Source organism: Vibrio metoecus (genome assembly GCF_009665255.1).
Taxonomy (GTDB): Bacteria; Pseudomonadota; Gammaproteobacteria; order Enterobacterales; family Vibrionaceae; genus Vibrio; species Vibrio metoecus_B.
Genome location: NZ_CP035687.1, coordinates 778216 through 801572, shown reverse-complemented (window position 1 = coordinate 801572; position 23357 = coordinate 778216). Strand labels below are relative to the sequence as shown.

Below are 23357 nucleotides of genomic sequence, written 5' to 3'. Positions count from 1 at the left end.
AAATCAAATTAGAGACATTGATCATTTAAAAATGATTGACAAATCATTTAAGTTAAAAATGTATTAAATTTACATGACAGAAAGTTGAAAGCGATCACTAAAAATTCGGAATGCAGCCAACATATTCGTTACAAAGATCACAAAAAACCCGTTGGTGATTCCATTCGAAATTTGTGTGGTAGAGTGATTGTGTACTAAGCAATCAACGGTTTTTTGCCAAACCGTTACTACGATTAAATTCAAACGGAACATCCAACGGGGGACGCGATGATATCATCAGACGCCAAGGTCAAGATACAAAATTTTGGCCGTTTCTTATCAAACATGGTTATGCCGAATATCGGCGCTTTTATTGCGTGGGGCTTTATTACTGCGCTTTTTATTCCAACAGGCTGGGTACCCAATGAGACGTTAGCCTCTTTGGTTGGGCCTATGATTACGTATTTACTGCCACTGTTGATCGGTTATACCGGCGGTAAACTGGTCGGCGGCGAGCGCGGTGCGGTGGTGGGTGCCATCACCACGATGGGCGTGATTGTCGGTACTGATATCCCCATGTTCATGGGCGCGATGATCGTCGGTCCTATGGGCGGTTGGGCGATCAAAACTTTCGATAATAAAGTCGATGGCAAAGTGCGCAGTGGCTTTGAAATGTTGGTGAACAACTTCTCAGCCGGTATCATCGGTATGCTGTGTGCCATCATCGCTTTCTTCCTGATCGGCCCATTTGTGAAAGTGCTGTCAGGCGCATTAGCGGCTGGGGTTAACTTCCTCGTGACCGCTCACCTACTCCCTCTGACGTCCATCTTTGTTGAGCCAGCCAAAATCCTATTCCTCAACAACGCGATCAACCACGGTATTTTCTCACCACTGGGGATCCAACAAGCCAATGAAACAGGCCAATCTATTTTCTTCTTGATTGAAGCCAACCCAGGCCCTGGCCTTGGTATTTTGCTTGCCTACATGGTGTTTGGTAAGGGCACCGCTCGCCAAACCGCGGGCGGCGCGACCATCATCCACTTCTTTGGTGGTATCCACGAAATCTATTTCCCTTACATCCTGATGAATCCACGCCTGATTTTGGCGGCGATTGCAGGCGGTATGACGGGTGTGTTTACGCTTACCGTATTTAATGCAGGTCTGGTTTCACCCGCTTCTCCAGGCTCAATCTTCGCGGTTCTGCTGATGACCAACAAAGGCTCAATCTTGGGCGTGCTGTGTTCTATCTTTGCAGCGGCAGCGGTTTCTTTCACCGTAGCAGCCCTACTGATGAAAGCACAAACTTCAACCGAGCAAGATGGCGATAAAGACGCGTTGGTGAAAGCCACCTCCAAAATGAAAGAGATGAAAGCAGGCTCAAAAGGTCAAGCGGCACCGGCTGCAACTCAGAGCAAAAAAATCGACATGGCGAATGTACAAAGCATCATCGTAGCTTGTGATGCAGGTATGGGTTCCAGTGCGATGGGCGCTAGCATGCTGCGCAAAAAAGTGCAGGAAGTCGGCTTACCTGTCACGGTGACCAATATGGCGATTAACTCATTGCCTGCGGATGTGGATATCGTGATCACCCACCAAGATTTGACAGACCGTGCACGCAAACATGCGCCACATGCCGAACATATCTCACTCAATAACTTCCTAGACAGTGCGCTATACAGCCAGTTAGTGACTCAGCTTATCGCCGCAAAGCGCCAAGCGGCCAACGATAGCCAGTTGATCAAGCCTTCGATTTTGGCCGCTAACGATGACAGCTATGAAGTACAGCAGCCAAGCGTATTCCAACTGCAAAAAGAGAACATTCACCTTGGCCTGAACGCCAAAAATAAAGAAGAGGCGATTCGTTTCGCGGGTAACAAATTAGTTGAACTGGGTTACGTTCACCCAGAGTACGTCGATGCCATGTTCGAGCGTGAAAAGCTGGTTTCGACCTACCTCGGTGAATCCATTGCCGTACCACACGGTACTGTGGATGCCAAAGATCGCGTGATCAAAACCGGCATCGTGATTTGCCAATACCCACAAGGCGTCGCTTTTAGCGAAGACAGCGGCGATGTTGCCAAACTCGTGATTGGTATCGCTGCTAAAAATGACGAGCATATTCAAGTCATCACCACCATTACCAATGCTCTTGATGATCCAAATGCAATCGACAAGCTCACCTCAACCCTTGATGTGAGTGATGTACTGAGCATTTTGGCTACTAGCCAAGCGGCATAACGTTTTTGCTCCTGAGGCAAAACGAGGTCAGCGACGCCCCCTATGTGGCTGACCTCACCTCAGGCAGTGAGAGAAACATTCAAAATTTAGGTAGGTAAAGATGAAAAAGAATGCAGTTCATTTTGGTGCTGGCAACATTGGCCGTGGCTTTATTGGCAAACTTCTGGCGGATGCCGACATTGCCGTCACCTTCGCCGATGTCAACGAACCCCTTGTAGATCAACTGAGTCATCAACAAGAATACAAAGTCAAAGTGGTCGGTAGCGAATGCAAAATGGAAACCGTTAACCACGTCACCGCCGTCAACAGTGCCAGTGAAGCCTTGATCGAGCGGATTATCAAAACCGATTTAGTCACCACGGCTGTTGGGCCAACAGTGCTGGATATCATTGCCAAAACCATCGCCAAGGGTTTGAGCGCTCGCTTTGCCGCGGGTAATACTCAACCACTCAACATCATCGCCTGTGAAAATATGGTGCGCGGTACGACTCACCTTAAGCAGCAGGTGTATCAATTCCTCACTGCCGAGGAACAACAACAAGCTGATGCTTTAGTGGGCTTTGTGGATTCCGCAGTCGATCGCATTGTGCCACCGTTGCAAGCAGCTAACGACGATCCGTTGGAAGTGACCGTAGAAAGCTTCAGCGAATGGATTGTGGATGAGCAGCAGTTTAAAGGCGAGATCCCACAGATTGAGGGAATGGAGAAAACCGATAACCTGATGGCGTTTGTCGAACGCAAACTGTTTACTCTGAACACGGGTCACTGTGTGACGGCTTATCTGGGCTGTTTAAAAGGTCACCGCACCATCCGTGAAGCGATTGAAGATCCGAGCATTCATGCACAGGTGAAACAAGCGATGCAAGAGAGCGGCGAAGTGCTGATCCGCCGCTATGGTTTTGATCGCGCCCTGCACAGCGCCTACATCGAGAAAATCCTAAGCCGCTTTGCCAATCCTTATCTGGTGGATGAAGTGGATCGCGTTGGTCGTCAGCCGCTGAGAAAACTTGGCGCAAATGATAGATTAATCAAACCGTTACTCGGTACAATTGAGTACGGCTTACCAAACAGCATGTTATTGAAAGGGATTGCCGCGGCGCTGAAATATCGCAATAGCAGTGATCCCCAAGCCATCGAATTACAACAAAGTATTGAAAAAGAAGGCGTTCGCTCTACACTTGCCCGCTATACAGGGTTGGCAGCAGACAGTATTGAAGCGCAACAAATTGAAGCTCTCTATCAACAAATGGATTGAAAATTCAGCATGATGGAAGATGAACTGCTCGTCTAAGTGTCGATTTGGCCACTTAGCGTGCACAGCAAGTCTTTCTCAATGCTTACTATGTCGAGAGCAGAAACTCGCTCTCGACTTAACTCAACAACAGATCAGTTTATGGCAGAAAAAATTAACGAATCCGACATTCTGGAGCGCTTGAATCAGACCCACACGGTACGAGGATTCTTCATTACAACGGTTGATGTGCTAACCGAAGCCATTGATGCACTGATGCAACGTATTTTCCGTAAAGACAATTTCGCGGTGAAATCCGTAGTTGAACCACTCTTGCACGATACAGGACCGCTGGGTGACCTGACGGTTCGCCTGAAACTTTTATTTGGTTTGGGCGTGATCCCAGATGAGGTTTTCCACGATATTGAACACTTAATCAAACTGCGCAATCAGCTCAATCATGATGCCACCGAGTACCAATTCACCGACCCGCAAATTCTCGCGCCAATCAAAGCACTCAATCTGGTCAAAAAAATGGGCATGTTGCACTTAAACGTGGTGGAGCCAGACGACGATATTGACCTCAGCTTTTACCACCTGCAGTTGCAACGCCAACAACAAGTGATCAAATCCGGTCTCTCTCTGGCCATCATTCAAATATGTAATGCACTCAACAAAGACAGCCCATTTTAACGTTTAGGTCACGCAATTTTAGTGTGATCCGCTCAACTCCCGCATCCATTTTTCATCTTGTCTGTGTATCGTGTTAGCCTGAGACTCATTTCTGATAACAGACGAGTGAAGCATGAAAGTCGCCATGATTGGTTTAGGGGATATCGCACAGAAAGCCTATCTGCCCGTATTAGCTCAACTACCCGATGTCGAACTGATTTTATGTACCCGTAACCAGCACACCCTACAAACATTGGCTGCACGTTACCGAGTCAGCGCGACATGCACCGACTACCGTGATGTGTTGCAGTATGGTGTGGATGCAGTGATGATCCATGCGGCGACCGATGTACACAGCACACTTGCAGCGTTTTTTCTGCGTCTAGGGATCCCAACCTTTGTCGATAAACCACTCGCCGCGAGCGCGCAAGAGTGTGAAAACTTGTACGAGTTAGCGGAGAAACATCACCAACCACTTTATGTCGGGTTTAACCGACGTCATATCCCGCTCTACAACCAACATTTGTCCGAGCTGGCTCAACAAGAGTGTGGGGCGCTGCGTTCACTGCGTTGGGAAAAACATCGCCACGCACTACCCGGCGATATTCGCACCTTTGTGTTCGATGATTTCATTCATCCTCTAGATAGCGTCAACCTTTCACGTCAGCCCAATTTAGATGACCTCTATCTCACCTACCACATGAGTGAAGGACTCCTCGCGCGCCTTGATGTTCAATGGCAAACGGGCGATACCTTATTGCACGCTTCGATGAACCGTCAGTTTGGCATCACCACTGAACAGGTGACCGCGAGCTATGACAATGTGGCCTATCAGTTTGATTCCTTTACCCAAGGCAAAATGTGGCGAGATAACCAAGAAAGTCGAGTGGCCTTAAAAGATTGGACACCAATGCTTGCCAGTAAAGGCTTTGAAGCTATGGTGCAAGATTGGTGGCAAGTTGCAGCCGCAGGCAAACTACCCACTCATATCATTGAACGTAACTTAGCCAGTCACCAGCTGGCAGAAGCAATTTGCCAACGCTTAAGTCAGTAACACAGAGGAATTTCCGCATGGCCGACAAACTTTCCACCTCCGCCTTGGCAAAAAAGCGCCAGCAAGATGCCAAACAGCTGTTTCAGGATTTGAAAACCGCGGGTTACATCCATCGCCATGATGAGCAGTGGATATTGACCGATCTCGGCACCAAATTTGGGGGAGAATATGCCCAGCACCCTAAGTATGGGCGTTTTATTGTCTGGCCTGAGAATTTGCTGATCGACTTGCACGCCACTTCAGGCCAAACACTCACCGCTACGCAAGTCGGGGAATACTTCAAATTAAACCCGAAGAAAATGAATCAGTTATTCAGTGAATTAGGCTGGATAGCGCGTAGCGAAGCAGGTTGGCACGCCACCGAAAGCGGCCTACGTGCCGGAGCGCAGCAGCGTGAAGAAAAAAGCTCAGGTAATGGGTTTGTGGTCTGGCATGAAGCCATCCTGCGTAACCGCCACTTACGCCAATCTATCGTGGAATTTCTCGGCCAAGAAGCACAGGCTCACGCGACCGATAAATCTTATTCCAGCTTTCGCCAGAAGTTTGCTGCCAAACACCGTACTTTAGATGGACATTATGTGCGTTCAACGGGTGAACTGCTGATTGATAACTGGCTGTATCTGGCTGGCGTGGTACACGCTTATCAGCGCCCACTGCCGATTGAAGAGGAAGTGACCAGTGATTTTTATCTGCCAAGCGGCAAGGTGTATTTGCAATTTTGGGGAACAGATGAAGGTGACATAGCCCCGAGTGAGCAACAAAAAACCCGCGCACTTTATCAAGCACACGGGTTAGCACTGATTGAGATCCAATCTCATGAGATCACGCAACTGGATGACATTTTGCCCGCAAAATTGCGTGAGTTCGGTATTAAAGCGTATTAACGAGCGCGATAACGCGCACGCGCGGCCTCTTCAATTGGCACCACGGTTTTACCAATCGGCGCCAATGAGATTACTGCCAGTTTTAAATGCTGCAGGGCAAACGGAATGCCGATGATGGTGATAAAACAGGCCACCGCAGACAAAATATGTCCCACCGCCAACCAAAAACCGGCCAAAATAAACCAAATGATATTGCCCAAAACGCCAAAACCGCTGGTACCAATGTCGGTTTGGTCAGTTAATTCATCACGGGAAATCGCTTCATAACCAAACGGCCAGAATGAGAAATTGCCGATCACAAAACAAGCGCGTCCCCACGGAATGCCAATGATGCTAATAAACGCCAATACTCCCACTAGCCACCAAGCCAATCCCATCACTATACCGCCACATAAAAACCAAATAATGTTGCCTAGTGTTCTTAACATTACCTTACCTCACGTTGTTGAAGGTGTTTCATGCGCCTAACGCTAATGCGACGACCATGAACAGAAAATGAATGATCAGAAAAATCCATGCCACACCGCAGTCGCACCACTCACCAAACAGAGCGCCAGCGCCGCAAAGCGAATTTTTTCTTTTGGCAATGAGTGAGTGGTTTTACGGGCTAACACATAGCCGAGCCAAGCCGCAGGGATCAGCGGCACAGTCAGTAGTACATGGTGCCACGTTAAAAAACCCGTCGGCCACTGCACCATCAAAGAGATGATCGAGCTAAACACGAAGAAGGCAGACAAATTACCGCGCAATTGATTGGCTTCTTGATGTTGAAGCAGGAGCGCCATTGGAGGACCACCGATGCCACTGCTGGTACCAAATACGCCTGAGAAAAAGCCCGCAATCCCCATTCGAGTTGGGTTCGGCTCAATGCGCAGTGGCAACAAACTTACCGCCACCGCAAACAGCACCAACAAGCCAAGCCACAGCGCCAACGCCTGTGTGGAAATCCACATCAGCAGCAAACCACCCACAATCGATCCCGGAATACGCCCGATTAAGGCCATTTTTAAGCCGCCAACCGAAATACTCTCGCGATGTTTCATCGCATTGAGCACCGAAATAAACAGCGCGACTAAGCAGATCGGTGATGGCACATAGTCCAGCGAAATAAGAAACAGCAGCGGCGATGCAACGACCGCGAGCCCAAAGCCGATCGCGGTCTGCACAAAGGAACCCATGAAAACCAATAGCATGGCAATCCACGCACTCGCGCCTAAATACTCCATTTCGCTCCCTTGTACTGCGATGTATCGAATGACACTGACGGTATCAGTTCAGCAATATTTCGCAATAGAAACGTTTCGCCAGAATTGACCCTGCTACGGTGCACTGGCGCGCCCCAAGCTTTATGAATGCGCTCTTTGGCTGCCAGAGACGAGAGTAAGTTTCATATCAATTCCTTTTTAAACTGAAAGAAGGTGTTGTTGAATAAGTGGCTGAGGAGGAACGAGGAATAGCCAACACGATCGAGAGAAAAATTGCGCTCGCGCCTAAAAGCTGCCCCCAAGTTAGCGCTTGATCAAGAATCACATAACCCAGTAAGCAAGCCGAAACACTGCTTAAAAAGCCAAGAAAGGACACCGTGACCGTTGGCAATTGCTCAATACCACGGAACCAGAGAAAGTAAGCCAACATAGCGCCCACCACACTCAGGTATCCGTAACCAAGGTAGTTAAGTGGGGTAATTTGCTCAGGAATGCCTTCAATCCACAGCGTGGTGGGCAGCAAAAACATCCCACCAAACAATAATTGCCAGCCAGTAAAACCGAGTGTAGACATACTCTGAGGGCGTCCCCATTTTTTGGTCAGAACGACCCCAGATGCCATACTGAGTGTTCCTAAACAGGCGATCAATAAACCTTGTATGCTCAAGGCTGCGGTTTGGTTAAGCACCAGTAGTCCAATCCCAATGACTCCAATGCCCCCTGCGATCCACTGCAAAGGCGTAATGCGTGTGCTCAGTAAAAACCAGCTCATTGTCATCACCAACATAGGTTGGAATGACATCACCAATGCTGCCATCCCTCCCGGTAATTCAGTGGCGGCAAAAAATAAACAGTAAAAGAAGAAACCAATATTAAAAAAGCCCAATACCGGCAAACGCCACCACCAATTTCCGGTTGGTAAGGTTCGAGCAAACAGGACTAACAATATTCCTGCTGGTAAAGCTCGTACTAAAGAAGCCATGAGTGGTGAGTGTGGAGGTAGAACTTCGGTAGTTACGATATAAGTACTGCCCCATACGATAGGGGCGATGGCAGTAAGCAGTATCGTTTTGATTCCTGACGTTGTATTCATTATTTACCCTATATAGTGGAATTTTTCTTCGACAAAAGTATCTCTTGAAAAAGATACTTTTTAGAAAATAATGGAGAAATGGTTTTCGATCAAGTATCTTTTTGAAAAGATATTTTAGGGGAGCGATATCATGTCATCAGAAAACACTATGCCAAATGACAAAGTGGATGCCATTCTTGCGCAATGGCGCAGTGTCAGGCCGGATCTGGATTGCTCATCGATGGGGGTCGTGGGTCGATTACGCCAAACAAATGGGATCTGGAAAACCAAGTTAGATCAAGTGTTTGATGGGTTTGGATTAAGCTGCATTGAATTTGATATTTTAGCGACTATCCGCCGTAATGACCGAGAGATCACCCCAACCGAGCTATACCAAACCTTGATGCTTTCTTCCGGCGCAATCAGCACCCGAATTGAACAACTAGTGCAACGAGGTTTGGTGCAACGCGTCGCGAGTGAACAAGACAGACGAAGCTGTAAAGTCACCTTAACAGAACAAGGAATAGAGTTAGTCGATCAAGCCCTGAATGCTCATGTTGCTAATGTGGATGGCATGCTGAGTGTGCTTACTGAGCAAGAAAGAAAACAACTGGGGCAGCTTTTAAAAAAAATTCTGCTGGCAGAATAAAAACACAAGCGATCGCTTGCAAAGGCGACCGCTTATCTTAGTGGCATCCATATGCTGGAGTGTCGAAGCAAACTACTCAGTGACCAACGTAAAACCTTCGTCCAACCAACCAGTAACGCCACCAATCATTTTCTTCACTGGGCGACCTAATTTGGCTAAGCGAATCGCCGCTTTTTCAGTGCCATTACAGTGAGGCCCCGCGCAATAGACCACAAACAGTGTGTCCATAGGGTAATCGGCTAAGGTTTTTTCATTCAGGCGTGAGTGCGGCAGACTGATAGCGCACGGAACATGTCCTTCGGCATACAGTGCTTCACCACGGACATCGAGTAACACAAAATCTTGTCTTTCATTGGTGATCGCGTGGTGCACGTCCCAACAATCGGTTTCAAACTGCAACAACGCTTCAAAATGCGCCAGAGCATCGGCACTGGACGCTGCGGGCACACGAGATACGGCACTAGACATTCGACTTCTCCTTGTCGGTTTAATGAGCATGCAGTGTGCCACAGCGGTTAACGTGCCGCCACTTCCGTTGCAAAATCATCAAGACTCAGCATAGCGACACGATCGGACAAAGCGCGTAAAGCAATACCATGCACCATCGCATCCACTGAGCTGCAGGCTTGTGGGAACACTCGAACTTGATATGGCGCGACTTGTGGAGAGAGAGCCGTGTGGGTGACACAGTTTTGGGTCATCATTCCACACAAATAGAGTTGGCGCACGCCAAAGCGCTGCAAATACTCGGCTAAATCGGTATTTAGAAAGCTATCAGCGTGTGCCTTGACCACCACAATCCCTTCTGGAGCGGCTGCAACTAATTTAGGATGCAACTCTGCCCCCTCGGTATTAGCATTAAAAAATGGCGCGCTACCTAGCTTTGGATCAGCAATATGCTGCACAAGAATAATCGGCATTTGATGGCGTTGCGCGATATCGACCGCTTGTAAAGTGTTATCGAGCACTTGCTCCGCTTGCCATTGTGGGTACAAGCCATTGGGGAAATAGTCATTTTGAATATCGATGATAATCAGTGCAGATGAGTTCATAGTGTTCTCCTTAGTGAATCTATGGCGTATTTTCTCGGTTTTTCTTCTTACGCTGCAGAGTCTAAAATGACACTTTACGGTTCAAAAACGACAAAACATCGATGACTTCTATATCAATCGCTATTGTGGCTTATCCGGGTTGTTTACTCTCCGCGGTTCATGGCTTGGATGAAATGTTCTGGATGGCGAACCGCGCCAGCCAAGAGCTTAATCAAACATTTAAGTTTGAAAGCCAGATTGTGGAGTGGCCAAATGCTCACTCTGCTTTGCTTGAGCAGTCTTATGCCGCCATCGTTTTACCGCCAAGCCGTGATCAGATTGAAAGCATAGCATTCTCGGAAAATTTACTTGATTGGCTGACTTGGCAACATCAAAAAGGAGCCCTGCTTAGTGCGGCATGTGCAGGGGTTTTTCTACTGGCTGCCGCAGGATTACTGCGCCAAAAAAGTGTGACCACGCATTGGGGATTGGCACAAATTTTTTCACAACGCTTCCCAGACGTAACGTTAAAGAGTGACGAAATTCTGATTAACCAAGGCGATATCATTACCGCAGGAGGCATGATGTCTTGGGTGGATTTGGGGCTGGAGTTAGTCGCACAATTTACCTCTCCTGCCATCATGCGTCAGGTAGGTAAGCTTTTGGTGATTGATACCGGAGCTCGTGAGCAACGTTATTACCAGCAATTTTCACCGAGTATGCTGCACGGTGATGATGTGGTTCTCCAACTTCAACATTGGTTGCATGATCACTATCACCAATCACACAGCATCAGTGAGTTAGCCGCACAAGCTCATGTCACACCACGCACTTTACAGCGACGGTTTATAAAAGCCGTAGGCTACAATCCGATCCAGTATTTGCAGCGTTTACGCATCCAAAAAGTGTGTGATTGGTTGGAATCCTCCACCCACTCTTTTGAATGGATTGCTCACCAAGTCGGTTATGACGATGCGGGAGCTTGTCGAAAAACATTTTCTAAAATCATGGGGTTAACCCCAAGTGAGTTTCGACGGCGGTTTACTTCGCCCTCTCAGAGGTAAACGCCGAAATAGCAAAACTCAGAAAGATGCCGCGCACCTTCCTGAGTTATCCAATGATTAAACCGCTTGTGTGGATTAGTACGCCACACCAATGCGTTGGCGAGGATGCTCTGCGTATTCCAGCTCATCAATCAGCGCAACCGCATAATCTGCCACCGAAATACGGCTGTTGCCTTCGCTGTCGGTCAGCAGTTGATCGCCACCCACCCGGTATTGGCCTTGTTTATCACCAGGGAAAATTTCGGCCGCTGGGCTTACGAAAGTCCAGTTCACATCGCTGTTGCTTGCGCGGAAAACTTCCAACGCTTCGCCTTGTGCTAGAGCTTCACCTTTGTACTCTTCTGGGAAACCCGGAACGGTGACTAATTTCACGCCTGGAGCCACTTCCAAAGAACCCGCACCACCAACCCACAATAAACGAGCAACGCCAGCTTGTGGCAGCTCATTGAGTAGACGCTGCGCAGTTTTCGCGACCATTTCATGGTTGCCTGCAGCACGACCGCCGATAGAAGCAATCACAGCATCCACGCCTTCCAGCACAGATTTGAGTGAGCTCTCTGGGTTTAGGATATCCAGTTGCTGTACCGCTACCCCTTTGAGGGTGACTTTGGCTGGGTCACGAACGACAGCAACCACTTCATGTCCGCGCATTTTCGCTTCAGCCGCTAAATGACTACCAATCCAACCAGATGCACCTAGAATTGCTACTTTCATTTTTTACCTTCCTCTTGAATCTATTTAGATGAGTGTGTTCAACGAGGATAAGTATAGTTTGTCGCATCGCGAGCGATAAATGCGCAAAAATGATGTACATTGTATCTAGTTAGTTTGCAAATGAGAGCACTTATGGATCGCCTAACTGCCATGCGCAGCTTTATTGAAGTCGCCAATACCGCCAGTTTTACCCAAGCAGCGGATAACCTAAACCTCAGCCGCTTACAGGTATCGCGCCATGTTCAAGAGATTGAGGATTGGCTTAAGCAGCGCTTGTTGCATCGCACGACACGCCGAGTCAGCCTCACCGCAGCGGGTGAGGAGGCACTACAACGCTGTGAGCAAATTCTCCATCAGACCATGGAGCTGGAAATGCGCGCACTGGAGCAATCAGGAGCATTACGCGGCAGCATTCGTATTTCTGCACCGATAGGTCTCACGCAAAACATGCTGCTGGATGCGGTGATCGCCTTTACCGACCTGCATCCACAAGTTCATTTTGATGTGCTTGCCTCCGATCGTTTTTCACAATTGGTCGATGAACGCGTCGATATCGCGCTGCGCTTTACGCAGCAGCCCGATGAAAATTTGATTGCGCGTCGCTTGCTTGAAGTCGGCATGGTGGTGTGTGCCACTCAGGAATATCTGGCACAACATGCGCCTATCGAACTGCCACAAGATTTGGCACACCATAACTGCCTAGTGCATATCAGTGGCAATAAATGGGATTTCGTAAAAAATAACGAGCAGTTTAGCGTTTTGGTGAATGGTAATATTCGCGCCAATGATATGGGTACCTTATGCCGCGCCGCATTAAATCATAAAGGGATCATTCGTCTTCCCTGTGATTTGGCCAATCCGCTGTTGCAAGCTGGACAACTGCAAGCGTTACTGCCGGACTATTATCTGCCAAGCAGTTCTATCTGGGCGGTGTATCTGTCGCGCAGTTACCAGACACCTTTGGTCAGACAGTTTATTGATTTTCTCGCCGAGCGTTGGCAAGAAGATTTGCTGTGGCCATAAAAGCCAATCCCCGATTCAATCGGGGATGCTTTCTAAGGATTAATAGCGGAACTGTCCTACCCGTTTCCTGAGGTTTTGCGCTTCTTGTGCAAGCTCACCAACAATTTCATCCACATGTCCCACTTGTTGAGAGACGCTCGATGACACATCAGAAATTGATGTGATGTTGGTATTGATCTCTTCAGTCACTTCCCGTTGTTCATCGGTCGCGGTTGCAATTTGGATGTTCATATCATTGAGTTCATTGATCATCCCTACGATCTGTTTGAGCATATCCGTATTGCTGTTACAAGATGACACGCCGCGAGAAACATTTTGGTTAGCACTTTGAATCGAGCTCACCACCGCCTGTGTTTCACGCTGTAAGCGTTCGATTTTCTGCCGAATTTCTTCTGTGGAAGTATGCGTTTTGGAGGCAAGGTTACGCACTTCATCTGCCACCACCGCAAAACCACGGCCTTGTTCACCCGCTCGTGCTGCTTCAATCGCCGCATTTAACGCTAACAAGTTGGTTTGTTCTGCAATCGCTTGAATCACATCCAATACCGACGCGATCGATTGGCTCTCATGGTTCAAACGACCAATGGCTTCAACCGCGGAGGACATCTGCTGGTTGATCGAACTCATATCGCGTGACAGCTCATCACCCACCGAGACGCCTGTTTGGCCTTTATCATTGGCTTCTTGTACAAACTCTGCAGCACGTAATGCAAACTGCGAAACCTCTGCAATGGATGCACTCATTTCATTCACTGCCGTCACTACCGATTCTGTGCGCTCATGCTGATCCGCCACCGCACTTCGGGCATGCGTCATGTTGTTTGAAATGACTTGCGTGTTCGAATTGAGCTTTTCCGTCGCCTGAGCAAATTGGCGGATCGTCTCTTGCAACTGTTCAAAAAGTCGATTGAACGCTTGCGCAAGTTGCCTAATTTCATCGCTGCCTTGCTCTTCCAACCTTCCGGTTAAATCATTATTTTCGCTGATGTTTTGCACATCACGGATTGAACGTAAAATCGGACGAGAGATGTTTTTCCCTAAAACTAGAGCCGCGATCGCCGCCACTAACGCTGACACCACAATGGCTAACGCAGCTTTAATTGTCACATCATGGTTCAGCGCGACAATGTCAACCAGCGCCTCTTGAGCCCGCATTTCTGTAATCAATACCCAAGATTGACCCAGTGCATTAATCGGGCTGAATGCGGTTAGCATATCGATGCCCACCGAGTTGGTATGGTGCACCACACCATTTTCCCCCCGAAGCCCTTTATCCACACCTTCACTGCGAATCGGCATAACACCAATTGCCAACCCTTTGCTACGAATTTGGCTGATGACGTCTTTATTGAGTTTCATCGCGTTCAGTGTATTCATAAACGCTGACGCATCTTCCAATAATTGACGGGGTTGGCTACGAATCAAACCATCGCCGCCAACCAAATAGCTTTCACCAGTGCGACCTAAACCATTTTCAAGCCATTGATTATTAAAGGTCATGATGTGGTTAATTTCATCAACTGGCATTTGAAAAGCCAGCACACCAATCCGTTGACCATTGTCGAAAATCGGGGTTGCGATAAAAGAGGCTGCCGCTTCATAAGAAGGATAATAAGGTGCGAAGTCATCTAGATAATATTGGCTGTCAGCGAGAGTTTCAGCTTTAACATAAGCACGCGCTAACCCAGAATCTCTGTAAGGGCCCGTTTTCAAATTGGTTGCAAAATCAAGCTCTTTGAACACGCTATACACAACGTCGCCTGCGTTATCGATCAAGAAAACGTCATACAAGCCGAATTGCTCAAGGTATTTTTTGAAACTTGGGTGATATTTTCCATGTAAACCGTCATAAGAAGTGCCTAAGGCATCACTCACCCAAGCATCTTTCGCTCCCAGTGGATTCGGATTCTCCGCAATATAGCGTGACTGTAGCGCTTTGCTGATCGGTGATAACTGTTGTAAACGGCGGTCAAATGCTGCATCTCGGCCGTCATTCAGCTTTTGGTATTTTTGACCAAACTGCGCAGCATAATAGTTTTGTAGCTTATCCAAAGATTGGGTTGGCACTTGTTCAATCGGATACTGTTGATACGCTTCACTCAATCCGTTCATAGCATCAACCGTTGACACCATATGCGCCAAGGTAATCAGTTGACCCGATATCTGTTGTAGATAGCGTTCAATTTCACTTTTTTTGGTTTGGCGAACAGAGACCAATTGCTCAGTAGCCCGATTATACAAGGCTTTTTCAGCAAGATTAGATGCACTCCAGCCGATCCATTCTCCCACGAAAATTACAGCAATGGTGGCAACAAGAGTCATAGATAACACTATTCGATTAGCAATTTTCATATAGGGTCCATGAGACTTTCTGTCTCGAAAAAAAGACGTAATAAATGCCAACGAACATTGTTATTTTGATATGAAACTACACCATTCAGTGTAGTGGGCAGATCACTGTTGCGCAAAGGATCCGACCATAAAAAAAGCGATGCTGATAAGGCATCGCCATAACTATTTTCTAAACCTTTGATTGAACTTAAGGTTGTTGTTTGGTCGGTGCCAACGCAATCTCACGAATGCACACATTTTGTGGTTGCTGATAAGCAAACAGCACCGCACGCGCCACATCATCCGCTGCCAACACACCGCCCATATCCACTTTCCAAGCATCGTAGCCCTCTTTAATTTCGCTTGATGTGGTGTGTGAAAGCAGCTCTGTTTCTACCGCTCCTGGAGCAATTGTGGTCACACGTACATTGCTAGCGGCCACTTCCTCACGCACGTTTTCAGAAATCGCATGTACCGCAAACTTAGTTCCACAGTAAGCAGCATGATTCGGGAAGGTTTTCTTACCCGCAATAGAACTGATGTTCACGATCGTACCGTGGTTGCGATCTTTCATATCAGCCAACACGGCGTGCATACCATTGAGCAGACCTAGCACATTCACATCAAACATGCGCTTCCATTCATTCGCCTCTTGCGTGTCAATCTGTCCAAGCAGCATGACACCGGCATTGTTCACCAGCAGATCCGCAGGGCCATACAGCGCTTCTGCTTTCGCAATCGCAACCACTAAGGTCGCCGCTTCTGTCACATCCACTTTTTCACACAGTGTATTAGGTAGGTTCAGTGCCTCTAAACGCTCCACACGGCGTGCCACCAACAGCAGTGGATGACCCGCTTCACTGAAACGGCGTGCGATAGCTTCACCAATACCAGAACTTGCACCTGTAATAACGACTAATGATTTCATGGGATTACCTTATTGATTCTTAGAAAAATTCTCCTGAACACAGGAGTTCGTTGCAATGCGAGCAGTCTAGGCGAAAGCAGATTGTTGATATATAGTCGACAGGTTCACAAACTGTTGCCAAATGATGACAAATGTAAGGAATTGCTCATGCAACTTAACCAACTTAATCTGGCCGACATTCGCGCCTTTGTACTGATTGCGAAACTCGGCAATTTCACTAAAGCCGCGGAAGAGCTGGAGGTTTCTCGCTCACATGTTTCCCGCCAGTTGAGCCAGTTGGAAAACAGCATGGGCGTCACTCTTGTCATCCGCACTACACGCAGCCTTTCGCTCACGGATGCTGGGGAGATCTTCTATCGTCAATGCGAACAAGCCTTGAGCAGTATTGAACAAGCCGTGTTAGCCGCTGTAGATGATGTGCAAGAAGCGCGCGGTGAGCTACGCATCAACAGTGTGGGCGGGCATATTGGGGAAGAGTTGATTGCCGACATTTGCAGTGCTTTTATGCAGGAAAACCCCGATGTGCGGATTCACCTTGATTTCAGTAGTCATCGCGTTGATTTGATTGAAGAAGGCTTTGACGTGGCATTTCGGATGGGCAAATTAGAAGATGCCAGCTTTGTGGCGCGGAAACTCACCGAAATCCGCATGAGCACGCTCGCAAGCCCTACGTACTTTACGCAGTGTGGTCAACCTCAACATCCCAAGCAGCTCGCCGAGCATCGCTGCTTAACCGGTTCGGTAAAACGTTGGAGCTACCAACACAAAGAGACGAAACAAACTCTCGATGTGCCAGTCGATGGAGATTTACAGTGTAAAAACGGCCGAGTGTTAGTTCGAGCAGCATTGGCGCATAACGGCATCATTCGCGTACCCACTTTCTACTGCCACCAAGAGGTCGCCCGCGGCGAGCTGGTCGAAGTGTTTCAGGATTGGCATATCCCGAGCGTTGAGTTTTCCCTCATCTACCATAAAGACAAATATCAACCGGTACGCTTAAAGCGGTTTATTGAGTTCAGTAAGCGTTATTTTGAGCAGAGTGTCATCGAATAAATCGGCGAGTCATGACTCTCGCAATACGGCAGCATAAAAGACTGGTCAAGTTCGGCGCGCTTAGCGACAATACCGCACTTTGAATGACAACGAATGAGAAATACCATGCGCAGTTTTATCCTTCGAGCTCGCTCCGCACCGACCGATAGCCAACGCCTACTGGACGAAATTGGTGGCAAATGCCATACCGAAATTTTGGCACACTGCATGATGAATAGCCTGTTTACCGCGCAGTCGCATCGTGAAGATGTGGTGATTCATCTGGTATTGGAAAGCACGCGCGATTATTCACGCACCATCACCGTCGAAGCGAATGAAATCAGTGATGTGGGCGGATTCCATGAAGCGGCGTTGATTGCCCTGTTGGTGAAAGCGCTGGATGCATCTGTCGGCATGGGCAAAGAACAAACTCGTGTGGTTCAGCCGGGATTGACCGTGCGCACTATCAGTTTTGAAGCGCTACTCGGTGAGTTGGCAGAGCATCATTCGCTGTACATGATGGATAAAAAAGGCGATTCCATTCGTGATATTAAGATTGGCCCGAACCCGTGTTTTATTTTGACCGATCATATCCCGATGCCGAAAAAGAGTGGTAACTCGATGAAACGTCTTGGGGTAGAAAAAATCAGCCTTGGGCCAAAAATGCTGTTTGCTTCACAGTGTGTCACCCTCATCCATAACGAGATTGATCACCAAGAAGCGGGTTGGTAATCCCTCCCGTCATCAATAAAAACAGCCCTGATAAATCTGTTCGTCAGGGCTGTTTTTTCTTCGCTTAAGCCAGTTTCAGATCAAACTGAATGCGGTATTGCACCATATCTTCAATGGTCAACACGGGCATATTGTGCAGTTTGCCGAACTCGATGATTTCTGGCGTTTTTGCCATGCTGCCATCTGGGTTGGTCAGTTCGCACAGCACCCCCGCTGGCTGCAAACCTGCCATCTGCATCAAATCAACCGTACCTTCGGTATGGCCACGGCGCGTCAGTACTCCACCCGCACGAGCACGTAGCGGGAATACATGGCCGGGACGCGCCAAATCTTCTGGCTTTGCTTCTGGGTTGGCTGCGGTTTTGATGGTAGTCACGCGATCTTGCGCGGAAACCCCCGTGGTTACGCCGTGTTTGGCTTCAATGGATACCGTAAACGCCGTTTGGTTAGCACTGTTGTTATTGACCACCATAGGCGGTAGGGCTAAGCGATCGGCTTGTGTTTCCGTTAGGCACAAACAGACGATGCCGCTGCATTCACGGATCATGAGCGCCATTTGCGCCGTAGTAAGAGATTCTACCGCGTAGATAATATCGCCTTCATTTTCGCGATCTTCATCATCGAGCAGCAGCACACCACGCCCTTCACGTAAGGCTTGCAGTGCGTTTTCTACACGAGTAATGGGGTCGCCGAATTCGGCAAGTAATGAGGACTGATTCATGGTAATACTCCAAAAAATGACCAGAATCAGGGCTTATGAGGGATCAAAATCCAAAACGAAAAGCACTGAAAACCGAAAGATGTAGCAACGCCGCACCTTAGGATTCAGTGTGTTTGTCATTCTCTCTCATCCGGACTGTAACCGTCGGCTCTGGCTTCTCACCAGATCTGCTGACCTCGACGAATCGAGCGCTCGTGGGCTCGCCTTGCGGCATACCACCGGTGGGGAATTTCGCCCCGCCCTGAGAATATTGTTGTGCTTCAGACGATTCTGAAACGCCGCTTAGTGTAGTCAGTTCAACGGGCGGTGAAAAGAGTTACGGATAAACTTGTTTTGAATATCACCGCTTTTGAGCAAGAAAAGTCGATGAAAAAGAACATCAGAGAAAAAACAGCGCGGATAGAAAAACAGCGCAGACTCGCTGCGCTGTTGATCTTATACCTTAAGCGTTAACCCGATCAGGCGTGTTTCAACGGGGTATTTTGCTGTGAGCGAGAAATCGCACCGTACAGCACCCAACCAAAGAAAGTCGCAATCGAGCCGAGCATGACCGCGGTTTCACCGGAACTGTACAGCGCGTAGAAGCTATACATTGCACCAATAAAGGCCATCACGTTGGCGACTTTCGCTTGGCTCACCGGTACATTGAGCTGCTTTTGCATCACGCCCAGCGCAGCCATAGAGAGGATGTACGGAATGATGTTGGTCACGACCGCCAAATTCACTAACGCCTCAAACTGCTTATTGAGTGAGGGACTGATGGTCATCAAACTCAGTACGCTTTGAATCGAGACGATGGTCAGCATACCTAGCACAGGGGCATCGGCTTTGGTCACTTTAGAGAACAATTTAGGGAAGAAACCTTCATCGGCCGAGGCTTTAAACACTTGCGCAATAGTAAATTGCCAGCCAAGCAGTGAACCGGTACAAGACACAATCGCACACGCCATGACAATCGCGCCCATGGTTGGGTTAAACATCTGCGCAAAAGCCAGACCAAACGGTGCGTTCGAGTTAGCCAGATCTGCGTTTGGCACAATCCCAGCAATCACGTTGGTTGAGATGATGTAAATCACCGCAGCCCCCAAGGTGCCGCCCATGACCGCAATCGGTACGTTTTTCTCTGGGTTTTCCACCGCATCAGCATTAGCACAAGCCGATTCCAATCCCAAGAATGCCCAGAGCGTCATTGCAATTGAGCCGCCGAGCGCTTGGAAGAATGGCAAACCATGTGGGTTCCATGCCGAGCGATACAAGTCAAAATCAAACCAGTACCAACCGATGATGGATACCCCAATCACCGGAATAATGATGCCCCAAACGGTAACACTGGAGACTTGACCAGTAATGCGCGCACCACCAAAGTTGGCCACGGTGGCGACCCACAATACCAAAATAGTCGCGATACAGGTTTCAATCGGAGTGAGATGAAAACCAAACAGCACATCAGCATAGCCAACCGCGGAAATGGCAATCGCCACGTTGGCAATCAACAAGGAAACCGCGTAGGTATAGTTGGCCATAAAGTTGCCGCTGCGGCCAAACGCGTATTCGGCGTAACCGCCCATACCGCCGGATTTTTTACTGAACATACCGCATTTTGCAAAGGCAAACGCCAAGGCAGTTGAACCTGCAGCAGTGACTAACCAAGATAAGATAGAAATGGTGCCGACTTGGGCAAGCTGAGTCGGGAGCATAATGATGCCCGATCCCATCATGTTAACGATAGTCAGAATGGTGAGTTGCACTACACCAATTTTGTTATTGGATTTACTCATGATATTCCCCTTCTATGGGTCTTTTCGTGTTGTCATCGGGGCAGAAACATCTGCCCCGATGCCCCGATTAACGTTTCAGTACATAGCCCATGGCTTGCACTCGTCCCTCGCCTGTCGGCTCCAGATACACCCCTTGCAATTCAGGCGCAAAACCCGGCAGCAAGTTGATCCCTTCTTCTAGAGCGAGGAAGTAACGCTGTACTGAACCGCCCCATATTTCTCCCGGAACCACACACAACACACCTGGAGGGTAAGGCAGTGCGCCTTCAGCGGCGATATGGCCTTCCACTTCACGCAGTGGGACTAGCTCAACCTGACCACGTACAAAGGCCAAGTTCGCTTCTTGTGGGTTCATTACCGCACGTGGGAAATAACGCGCGCGGAACATCTCTTTTTGCAGCTGTTTCACATCATGGCTGACATACAGATCGTGCATTTCCTGACACAACTGACGGATGGTGTAGCCTTTGTAGCGTTCGCGATTCGCGCGGTACACGTTCGGCAATACTTCGCTCAGTGGTGCATCTTCTTCAATCAAGCGTTCAAAACGAGCAATTTGCGCTACTAAATGCTGCATCTTCGCCATATCTTCGGCAGGGGTGAGCAGGAAGAGGATCGAGTTCAAATCGCACTTCTCTGGGATGATGTTGTTCTCACGCAGGAAGTTGGCCAGTATGGTGGCCGGAATACCAAAGTGCTCGTATTCGCCGGTTTCTGGGTCAATCCCCGGTGTGGTGAGCAGGAACTTACAAGGGTCAACGAAATACTGACCATGTTCGTAACCTTCAAACGCATGCCATTTCTGACCCGGTTCAAATTCAAAGAAACGCAAATCATCGGCTATTTGCTCGGTAGGGTGAGACTGCCAAGGTTTACCTTCGATCATTGGTGGAATGAACGGCTTGATGTATTTGCATTTTTTCATTAGAAGCTTACGGGCTTCGATACCGGTTTTTACCGCTTCACGCCATAGGTAGCGGCCACTGTCCCCTTCGTGCATCTTGGCGTTCACATCGAGCGCCGCAAATAGCGGGTAGAATGGGCTGGTTGAAGCGTGCAGCATAAAGGCGTTGTTAAAGCGTTTATGGTTGCAGTAACGCTCTTGGCCTTTGATATGGTGATCTTTCTTGTGGATTTGCGAAGTTTGTGAGAAACCCGCCTGCTGTTTATGCACGGACTGAGTCACGATGATGCCCGGATCTTCAGGCTTCAGATCGAGAAGAAGTGGTGAGCAATCTTTCATCATGGGGATGAACTGTTCATAGCCTACCCATGCTGAGTCAAACAGGATGTAGTCACACAGATGACCGATGCGATCCACCACCTGACGCGCGTTGTAAATCGTGCCGTCGTAAGTACCGAGCTGAATAATCGCAAGACGGAATGGGCGTTTCGCTTCCGCACGGCTTGGGTCGACATTACGTACGGCATCACGCAGGTAAGATTCGTTAAAGCAGTGCGCATCAATCCCGCCGATAAAACCAAATGGGTTACGCGCCGTTTCTAAGTAAACTGGCGTCGCGCCCGCTTGAATTAACGCACCGTGGTGGTTGGATTTATGGTTGTTGCGGTCAAACAGCACCAGATCTCCCGGTGTCAGCAGCGCATTACACACCACTTTGTTGGAGGCCGATGTGCCGTTGAGTACAAAGTAGGTTTTATCCGCGTTGTACACTTTCGCGGCGTAAGCCTGCGCATCATGTGGGGCGCCTTCATGGATCAGCAAGTCACCCAAACGTACGTCTGCATTACACATATCCGAGCGGAACAAGGTTTCACCAAAGAAATCAAAGAACTGGCGACCAACTGGATGCTTACGGAAGAACTGACCGCCTTGATGACCAGGGCAAGCAAAGGTCGAGTTACCCATGTCCACGTATTTTTTCAATGTGCCAAAGAAAGGTGGCAACAGGCTTTCTTGATAACGACGTACGGCAGTTTCCACTTGCTTACCGTAGAACTCGACTTTGGCATCACACAGCTCAAATACCCCGGTGATATCAGCGCAAAAATCATCTGGGAATTGGTCTTCGCAGCATACAGCAACAAAGATCGGTAGTTTCAAACCGGTCGCATTCATTTTATCTATGATGCCATTTTGTACGTCTTCGACGGAAACCACCGCCGCACCGATGTCACAGAAGTCGGTTTTCAGTACATCCACCACTTCACGTTGGGTTGTGAAGCAAGAGCGAACCGATAAACTCGTAGCAATTTTTAATGAATTCATATTTAGCCTTTCTTATTTTTTTAATAAACGAATTCCAAGCCAAATTATTTTTAGCGTGCAGGAAATCGCTCAGCAAAATAAATATTGCAGTCACAAAGGCTGAGATAGAAATAATGGAGAGCCCCAGCCTAAGAACCAGTGAATATTCTTTTGCTTAATAATGATGTTTTTTCTTGGGCATACCTAGAGATTCACTCAGTTACGGTAGGAGCAGGCAAAACCAACATGATTTCACATCACGCCAAAGGGCGTAAAAAATCAATGAATATGCCTTAATACCTCAACATGAGGAAAGCAGGTATAGGACGAACCTTTAGCTGACAAGCAGCCTAAAGCTCTCGTTACAGATGAGATGTCGATTGGGTAAAGAAAGAGTAGTCAAAGTAGTCACGGTGAGACGGCATCATGATGTGCCGAGTCCTGCGAATGTGTGCCATGATTTTTGATTTCTTTTTCATATACAACTCCGTTACAAATAATCAAGAAACCAGTTTACGTCGTTTTGCTTAGAAAGCAGGCGCATTCTATACCCCAAGGAGAAATTAAAATTTGACCATCATCACACCTTAATACGCATAGATATATATTTTAGATTTATTTACCAACAAGAATAGGTATTACCATATATATCCTAGGACTTGAGCAAAATTATAAGCAAATAATACAATGGAGAATAAAATAAACAGAATAACGCACTATTAAACACTCGTAATCCAACAGGATAAAATGCAACATTAACAACAAATGCCACATATTTAATTACATTCAATAACACTGCTGTTTTTCAAT

Annotated in this window: 23 protein-coding genes and 1 riboswitch; of the genes, 11 read left to right on the top strand and 12 right to left on the bottom strand. The window is 48.0% G+C overall.

The window, feature by feature from the left end; all coding sequences use genetic code 11:
* Positions 1-267: 267 nt before the first annotated feature.
* The 5 genes from EPB59_RS17005 to EPB59_RS16985 all read left to right on the top strand — a co-directional run bounded on the left by EPB59_RS17005 (position 268) and on the right by EPB59_RS16985 (position 6058).
* Complete coding sequence (locus EPB59_RS17005) at positions 268-2217, top strand: PTS mannitol transporter subunit IICBA (RefSeq protein ID WP_055031832.1); 1950 nt, start codon at positions 268-270, stop codon at positions 2215-2217.
* Positions 2218-2317: 100 nt separating this feature from the next.
* The gene (locus EPB59_RS17000) at positions 2318-3472 is read left to right on the top strand and encodes a mannitol-1-phosphate 5-dehydrogenase (RefSeq protein WP_154174004.1); all 1155 of its coding nucleotides are present in this window, start codon (positions 2318-2320) and stop codon (positions 3470-3472) included.
* Between the two features lie 138 nt (positions 3473-3610).
* Positions 3611-4141, top strand: a complete 531-nt coding sequence (locus EPB59_RS16995; protein WP_000818298.1) for an MltR family transcriptional regulator — start codon at positions 3611-3613, stop codon at positions 4139-4141.
* A gap of 112 nt (positions 4142-4253) precedes the next feature.
* On the top strand, positions 4254-5174 hold the full coding sequence (locus EPB59_RS16990) for a Gfo/Idh/MocA family protein (RefSeq protein ID WP_154174002.1): 921 nt from the start codon (positions 4254-4256) through the stop codon (positions 5172-5174).
* 17 nt (positions 5175-5191) lie between these two features.
* Positions 5192-6058: a glycerol kinase gene (locus EPB59_RS16985; RefSeq protein WP_154174000.1), complete on the top strand. Its 867-nt coding sequence runs from the start codon at positions 5192-5194 to the stop codon at positions 6056-6058.
* On the opposite strand, the gene EPB59_RS16980 is transcribed toward EPB59_RS16985, so the two are convergent.
* From EPB59_RS16980 to EPB59_RS16970, 3 genes are all read right to left on the bottom strand, one after another.
* The gene (locus tag EPB59_RS16980; protein WP_000946561.1) at positions 6055-6486 is read right to left on the bottom strand and encodes a YccF domain-containing protein; all 432 of its coding nucleotides are present in this window, start codon (positions 6484-6486) and stop codon (positions 6055-6057) included. The genes EPB59_RS16985 and EPB59_RS16980 overlap by 4 nt on opposite strands.
* A 75-nt stretch (positions 6487-6561) precedes the next feature.
* Entirely contained in the window at positions 6562-7284 is a 723-nt protein-coding gene (locus EPB59_RS16975; RefSeq protein WP_154173998.1) for a sulfite exporter TauE/SafE family protein, read from the bottom strand.
* Positions 7285-7450: 166 nt separating this feature from the next.
* Positions 7451-8356, bottom strand: coding sequence for an EamA family transporter (locus EPB59_RS16970; RefSeq protein WP_057568398.1), 906 nt, complete (start codon positions 8354-8356; stop codon positions 7451-7453).
* Positions 8357-8504: 148 nt separating this feature from the next.
* On the opposite strand from EPB59_RS16970, the gene EPB59_RS16965 reads away from it, so the two are divergent.
* Positions 8505-8984, top strand: coding sequence for a MarR family winged helix-turn-helix transcriptional regulator (locus tag EPB59_RS16965; protein ID WP_033927849.1), 480 nt, complete (start codon positions 8505-8507; stop codon positions 8982-8984).
* Positions 8985-9056: 72 nt separating this feature from the next.
* Here EPB59_RS16965 and EPB59_RS16960 read toward each other — a convergent pair whose 3' ends face one another.
* Together EPB59_RS16960 and EPB59_RS16955 are read right to left on the bottom strand one after the other, a co-directional pair.
* Positions 9057-9452, bottom strand: a complete 396-nt coding sequence (locus EPB59_RS16960) for a rhodanese-like domain-containing protein (protein ID WP_000093068.1) — start codon at positions 9450-9452, stop codon at positions 9057-9059.
* A gap of 47 nt (positions 9453-9499) precedes the next feature.
* Complete coding sequence (locus EPB59_RS16955) at positions 9500-10036, bottom strand: cysteine hydrolase family protein (RefSeq protein ID WP_154173996.1); 537 nt, start codon at positions 10034-10036, stop codon at positions 9500-9502.
* Between the two features lie 101 nt (positions 10037-10137).
* On the opposite strand from EPB59_RS16955, the gene EPB59_RS16950 reads away from it, so the two are divergent.
* Positions 10138-11079 (top strand): GlxA family transcriptional regulator, encoded by a 942-nt coding sequence (locus EPB59_RS16950; protein ID WP_154173994.1) that lies wholly within the window; start codon positions 10138-10140, stop codon positions 11077-11079.
* A 75-nt stretch (positions 11080-11154) separates the two neighbouring features.
* On the opposite strand, the gene EPB59_RS16945 is transcribed toward EPB59_RS16950, so the two are convergent.
* Complete coding sequence (locus tag EPB59_RS16945) at positions 11155-11793, bottom strand: NAD(P)-dependent oxidoreductase (RefSeq protein ID WP_000861284.1); 639 nt, start codon at positions 11791-11793, stop codon at positions 11155-11157.
* A gap of 132 nt (positions 11794-11925) precedes the next feature.
* Between EPB59_RS16945 and EPB59_RS16940 the strand changes: the two genes are divergently transcribed.
* Positions 11926-12816, top strand: a complete 891-nt coding sequence (locus EPB59_RS16940) for a LysR family transcriptional regulator (RefSeq protein ID WP_000375510.1) — start codon at positions 11926-11928, stop codon at positions 12814-12816.
* A gap of 39 nt (positions 12817-12855) precedes the next feature.
* Here EPB59_RS16940 and EPB59_RS16935 read toward each other — a convergent pair whose 3' ends face one another.
* Both EPB59_RS16935 and EPB59_RS16930 read right to left on the bottom strand, forming a co-directional pair.
* Positions 12856-15168: a methyl-accepting chemotaxis protein gene (locus EPB59_RS16935; RefSeq protein WP_154173992.1), complete on the bottom strand. Its 2313-nt coding sequence runs from the start codon at positions 15166-15168 to the stop codon at positions 12856-12858.
* A 187-nt stretch (positions 15169-15355) separates the two neighbouring features.
* A complete protein-coding gene (locus tag EPB59_RS16930) occupies positions 15356-16075 on the bottom strand; it encodes an SDR family oxidoreductase (protein WP_154173990.1) in 720 nt (239 codons plus the stop codon).
* A 147-nt stretch (positions 16076-16222) separates the two neighbouring features.
* Between EPB59_RS16930 and EPB59_RS16925 the strand changes: the two genes are divergently transcribed.
* Positions 16223-17128 (top strand): LysR family transcriptional regulator, encoded by a 906-nt coding sequence (locus EPB59_RS16925; RefSeq protein WP_154173988.1) that lies wholly within the window; start codon positions 16223-16225, stop codon positions 17126-17128.
* Positions 17129-17233: 105 nt separating this feature from the next.
* Positions 17234-17839 carry a tRNA (pseudouridine(54)-N(1))-methyltransferase TrmY gene (trmY, locus tag EPB59_RS16920; protein ID WP_001256106.1) on the top strand — a complete coding sequence of 202 codons (606 nt, stop codon included), beginning with the start codon at positions 17234-17236 and terminating at the stop codon, positions 17837-17839.
* 64 nt (positions 17840-17903) lie between these two features.
* Here the strand turns inward: trmY and ribB are convergent, their stop codons facing one another.
* Entirely contained in the window at positions 17904-18560 is a 657-nt protein-coding gene (gene ribB / locus EPB59_RS16915) for a 3,4-dihydroxy-2-butanone-4-phosphate synthase (protein WP_055050197.1), read from the bottom strand.
* A 114-nt stretch (positions 18561-18674) separates the two neighbouring features.
* Positions 18675-18813, bottom strand: a riboswitch (FMN riboswitch).
* A gap of 53 nt (positions 18814-18866) precedes the next feature.
* On the opposite strand from ribB, the gene EPB59_RS16910 reads away from it, so the two are divergent.
* A complete protein-coding gene (locus EPB59_RS16910; protein WP_081017524.1) occupies positions 18867-19013 on the top strand; it encodes a histidine kinase in 147 nt (48 codons plus the stop codon).
* Positions 19014-19018: 5 nt separating this feature from the next.
* Here the strand turns inward: EPB59_RS16910 and potE are convergent, their stop codons facing one another.
* The 3 genes from potE to speFL form a co-directional block, all read right to left on the bottom strand.
* Positions 19019-20338: a putrescine-ornithine antiporter gene (gene potE / locus EPB59_RS16905; protein ID WP_000045946.1), complete on the bottom strand. Its 1320-nt coding sequence runs from the start codon at positions 20336-20338 to the stop codon at positions 19019-19021.
* Between the two features lie 67 nt (positions 20339-20405).
* Positions 20406-22568: an ornithine decarboxylase SpeF gene (gene speF, locus EPB59_RS16900; protein WP_001086680.1), complete on the bottom strand. Its 2163-nt coding sequence runs from the start codon at positions 22566-22568 to the stop codon at positions 20406-20408.
* Positions 22569-22909: 341 nt separating this feature from the next.
* Entirely contained in the window at positions 22910-23026 is a 117-nt protein-coding gene (speFL, locus tag EPB59_RS16895) for a leader peptide SpeFL (protein ID WP_001893294.1), read from the bottom strand.
* Positions 23027-23357 lie beyond the last annotated feature (331 nt).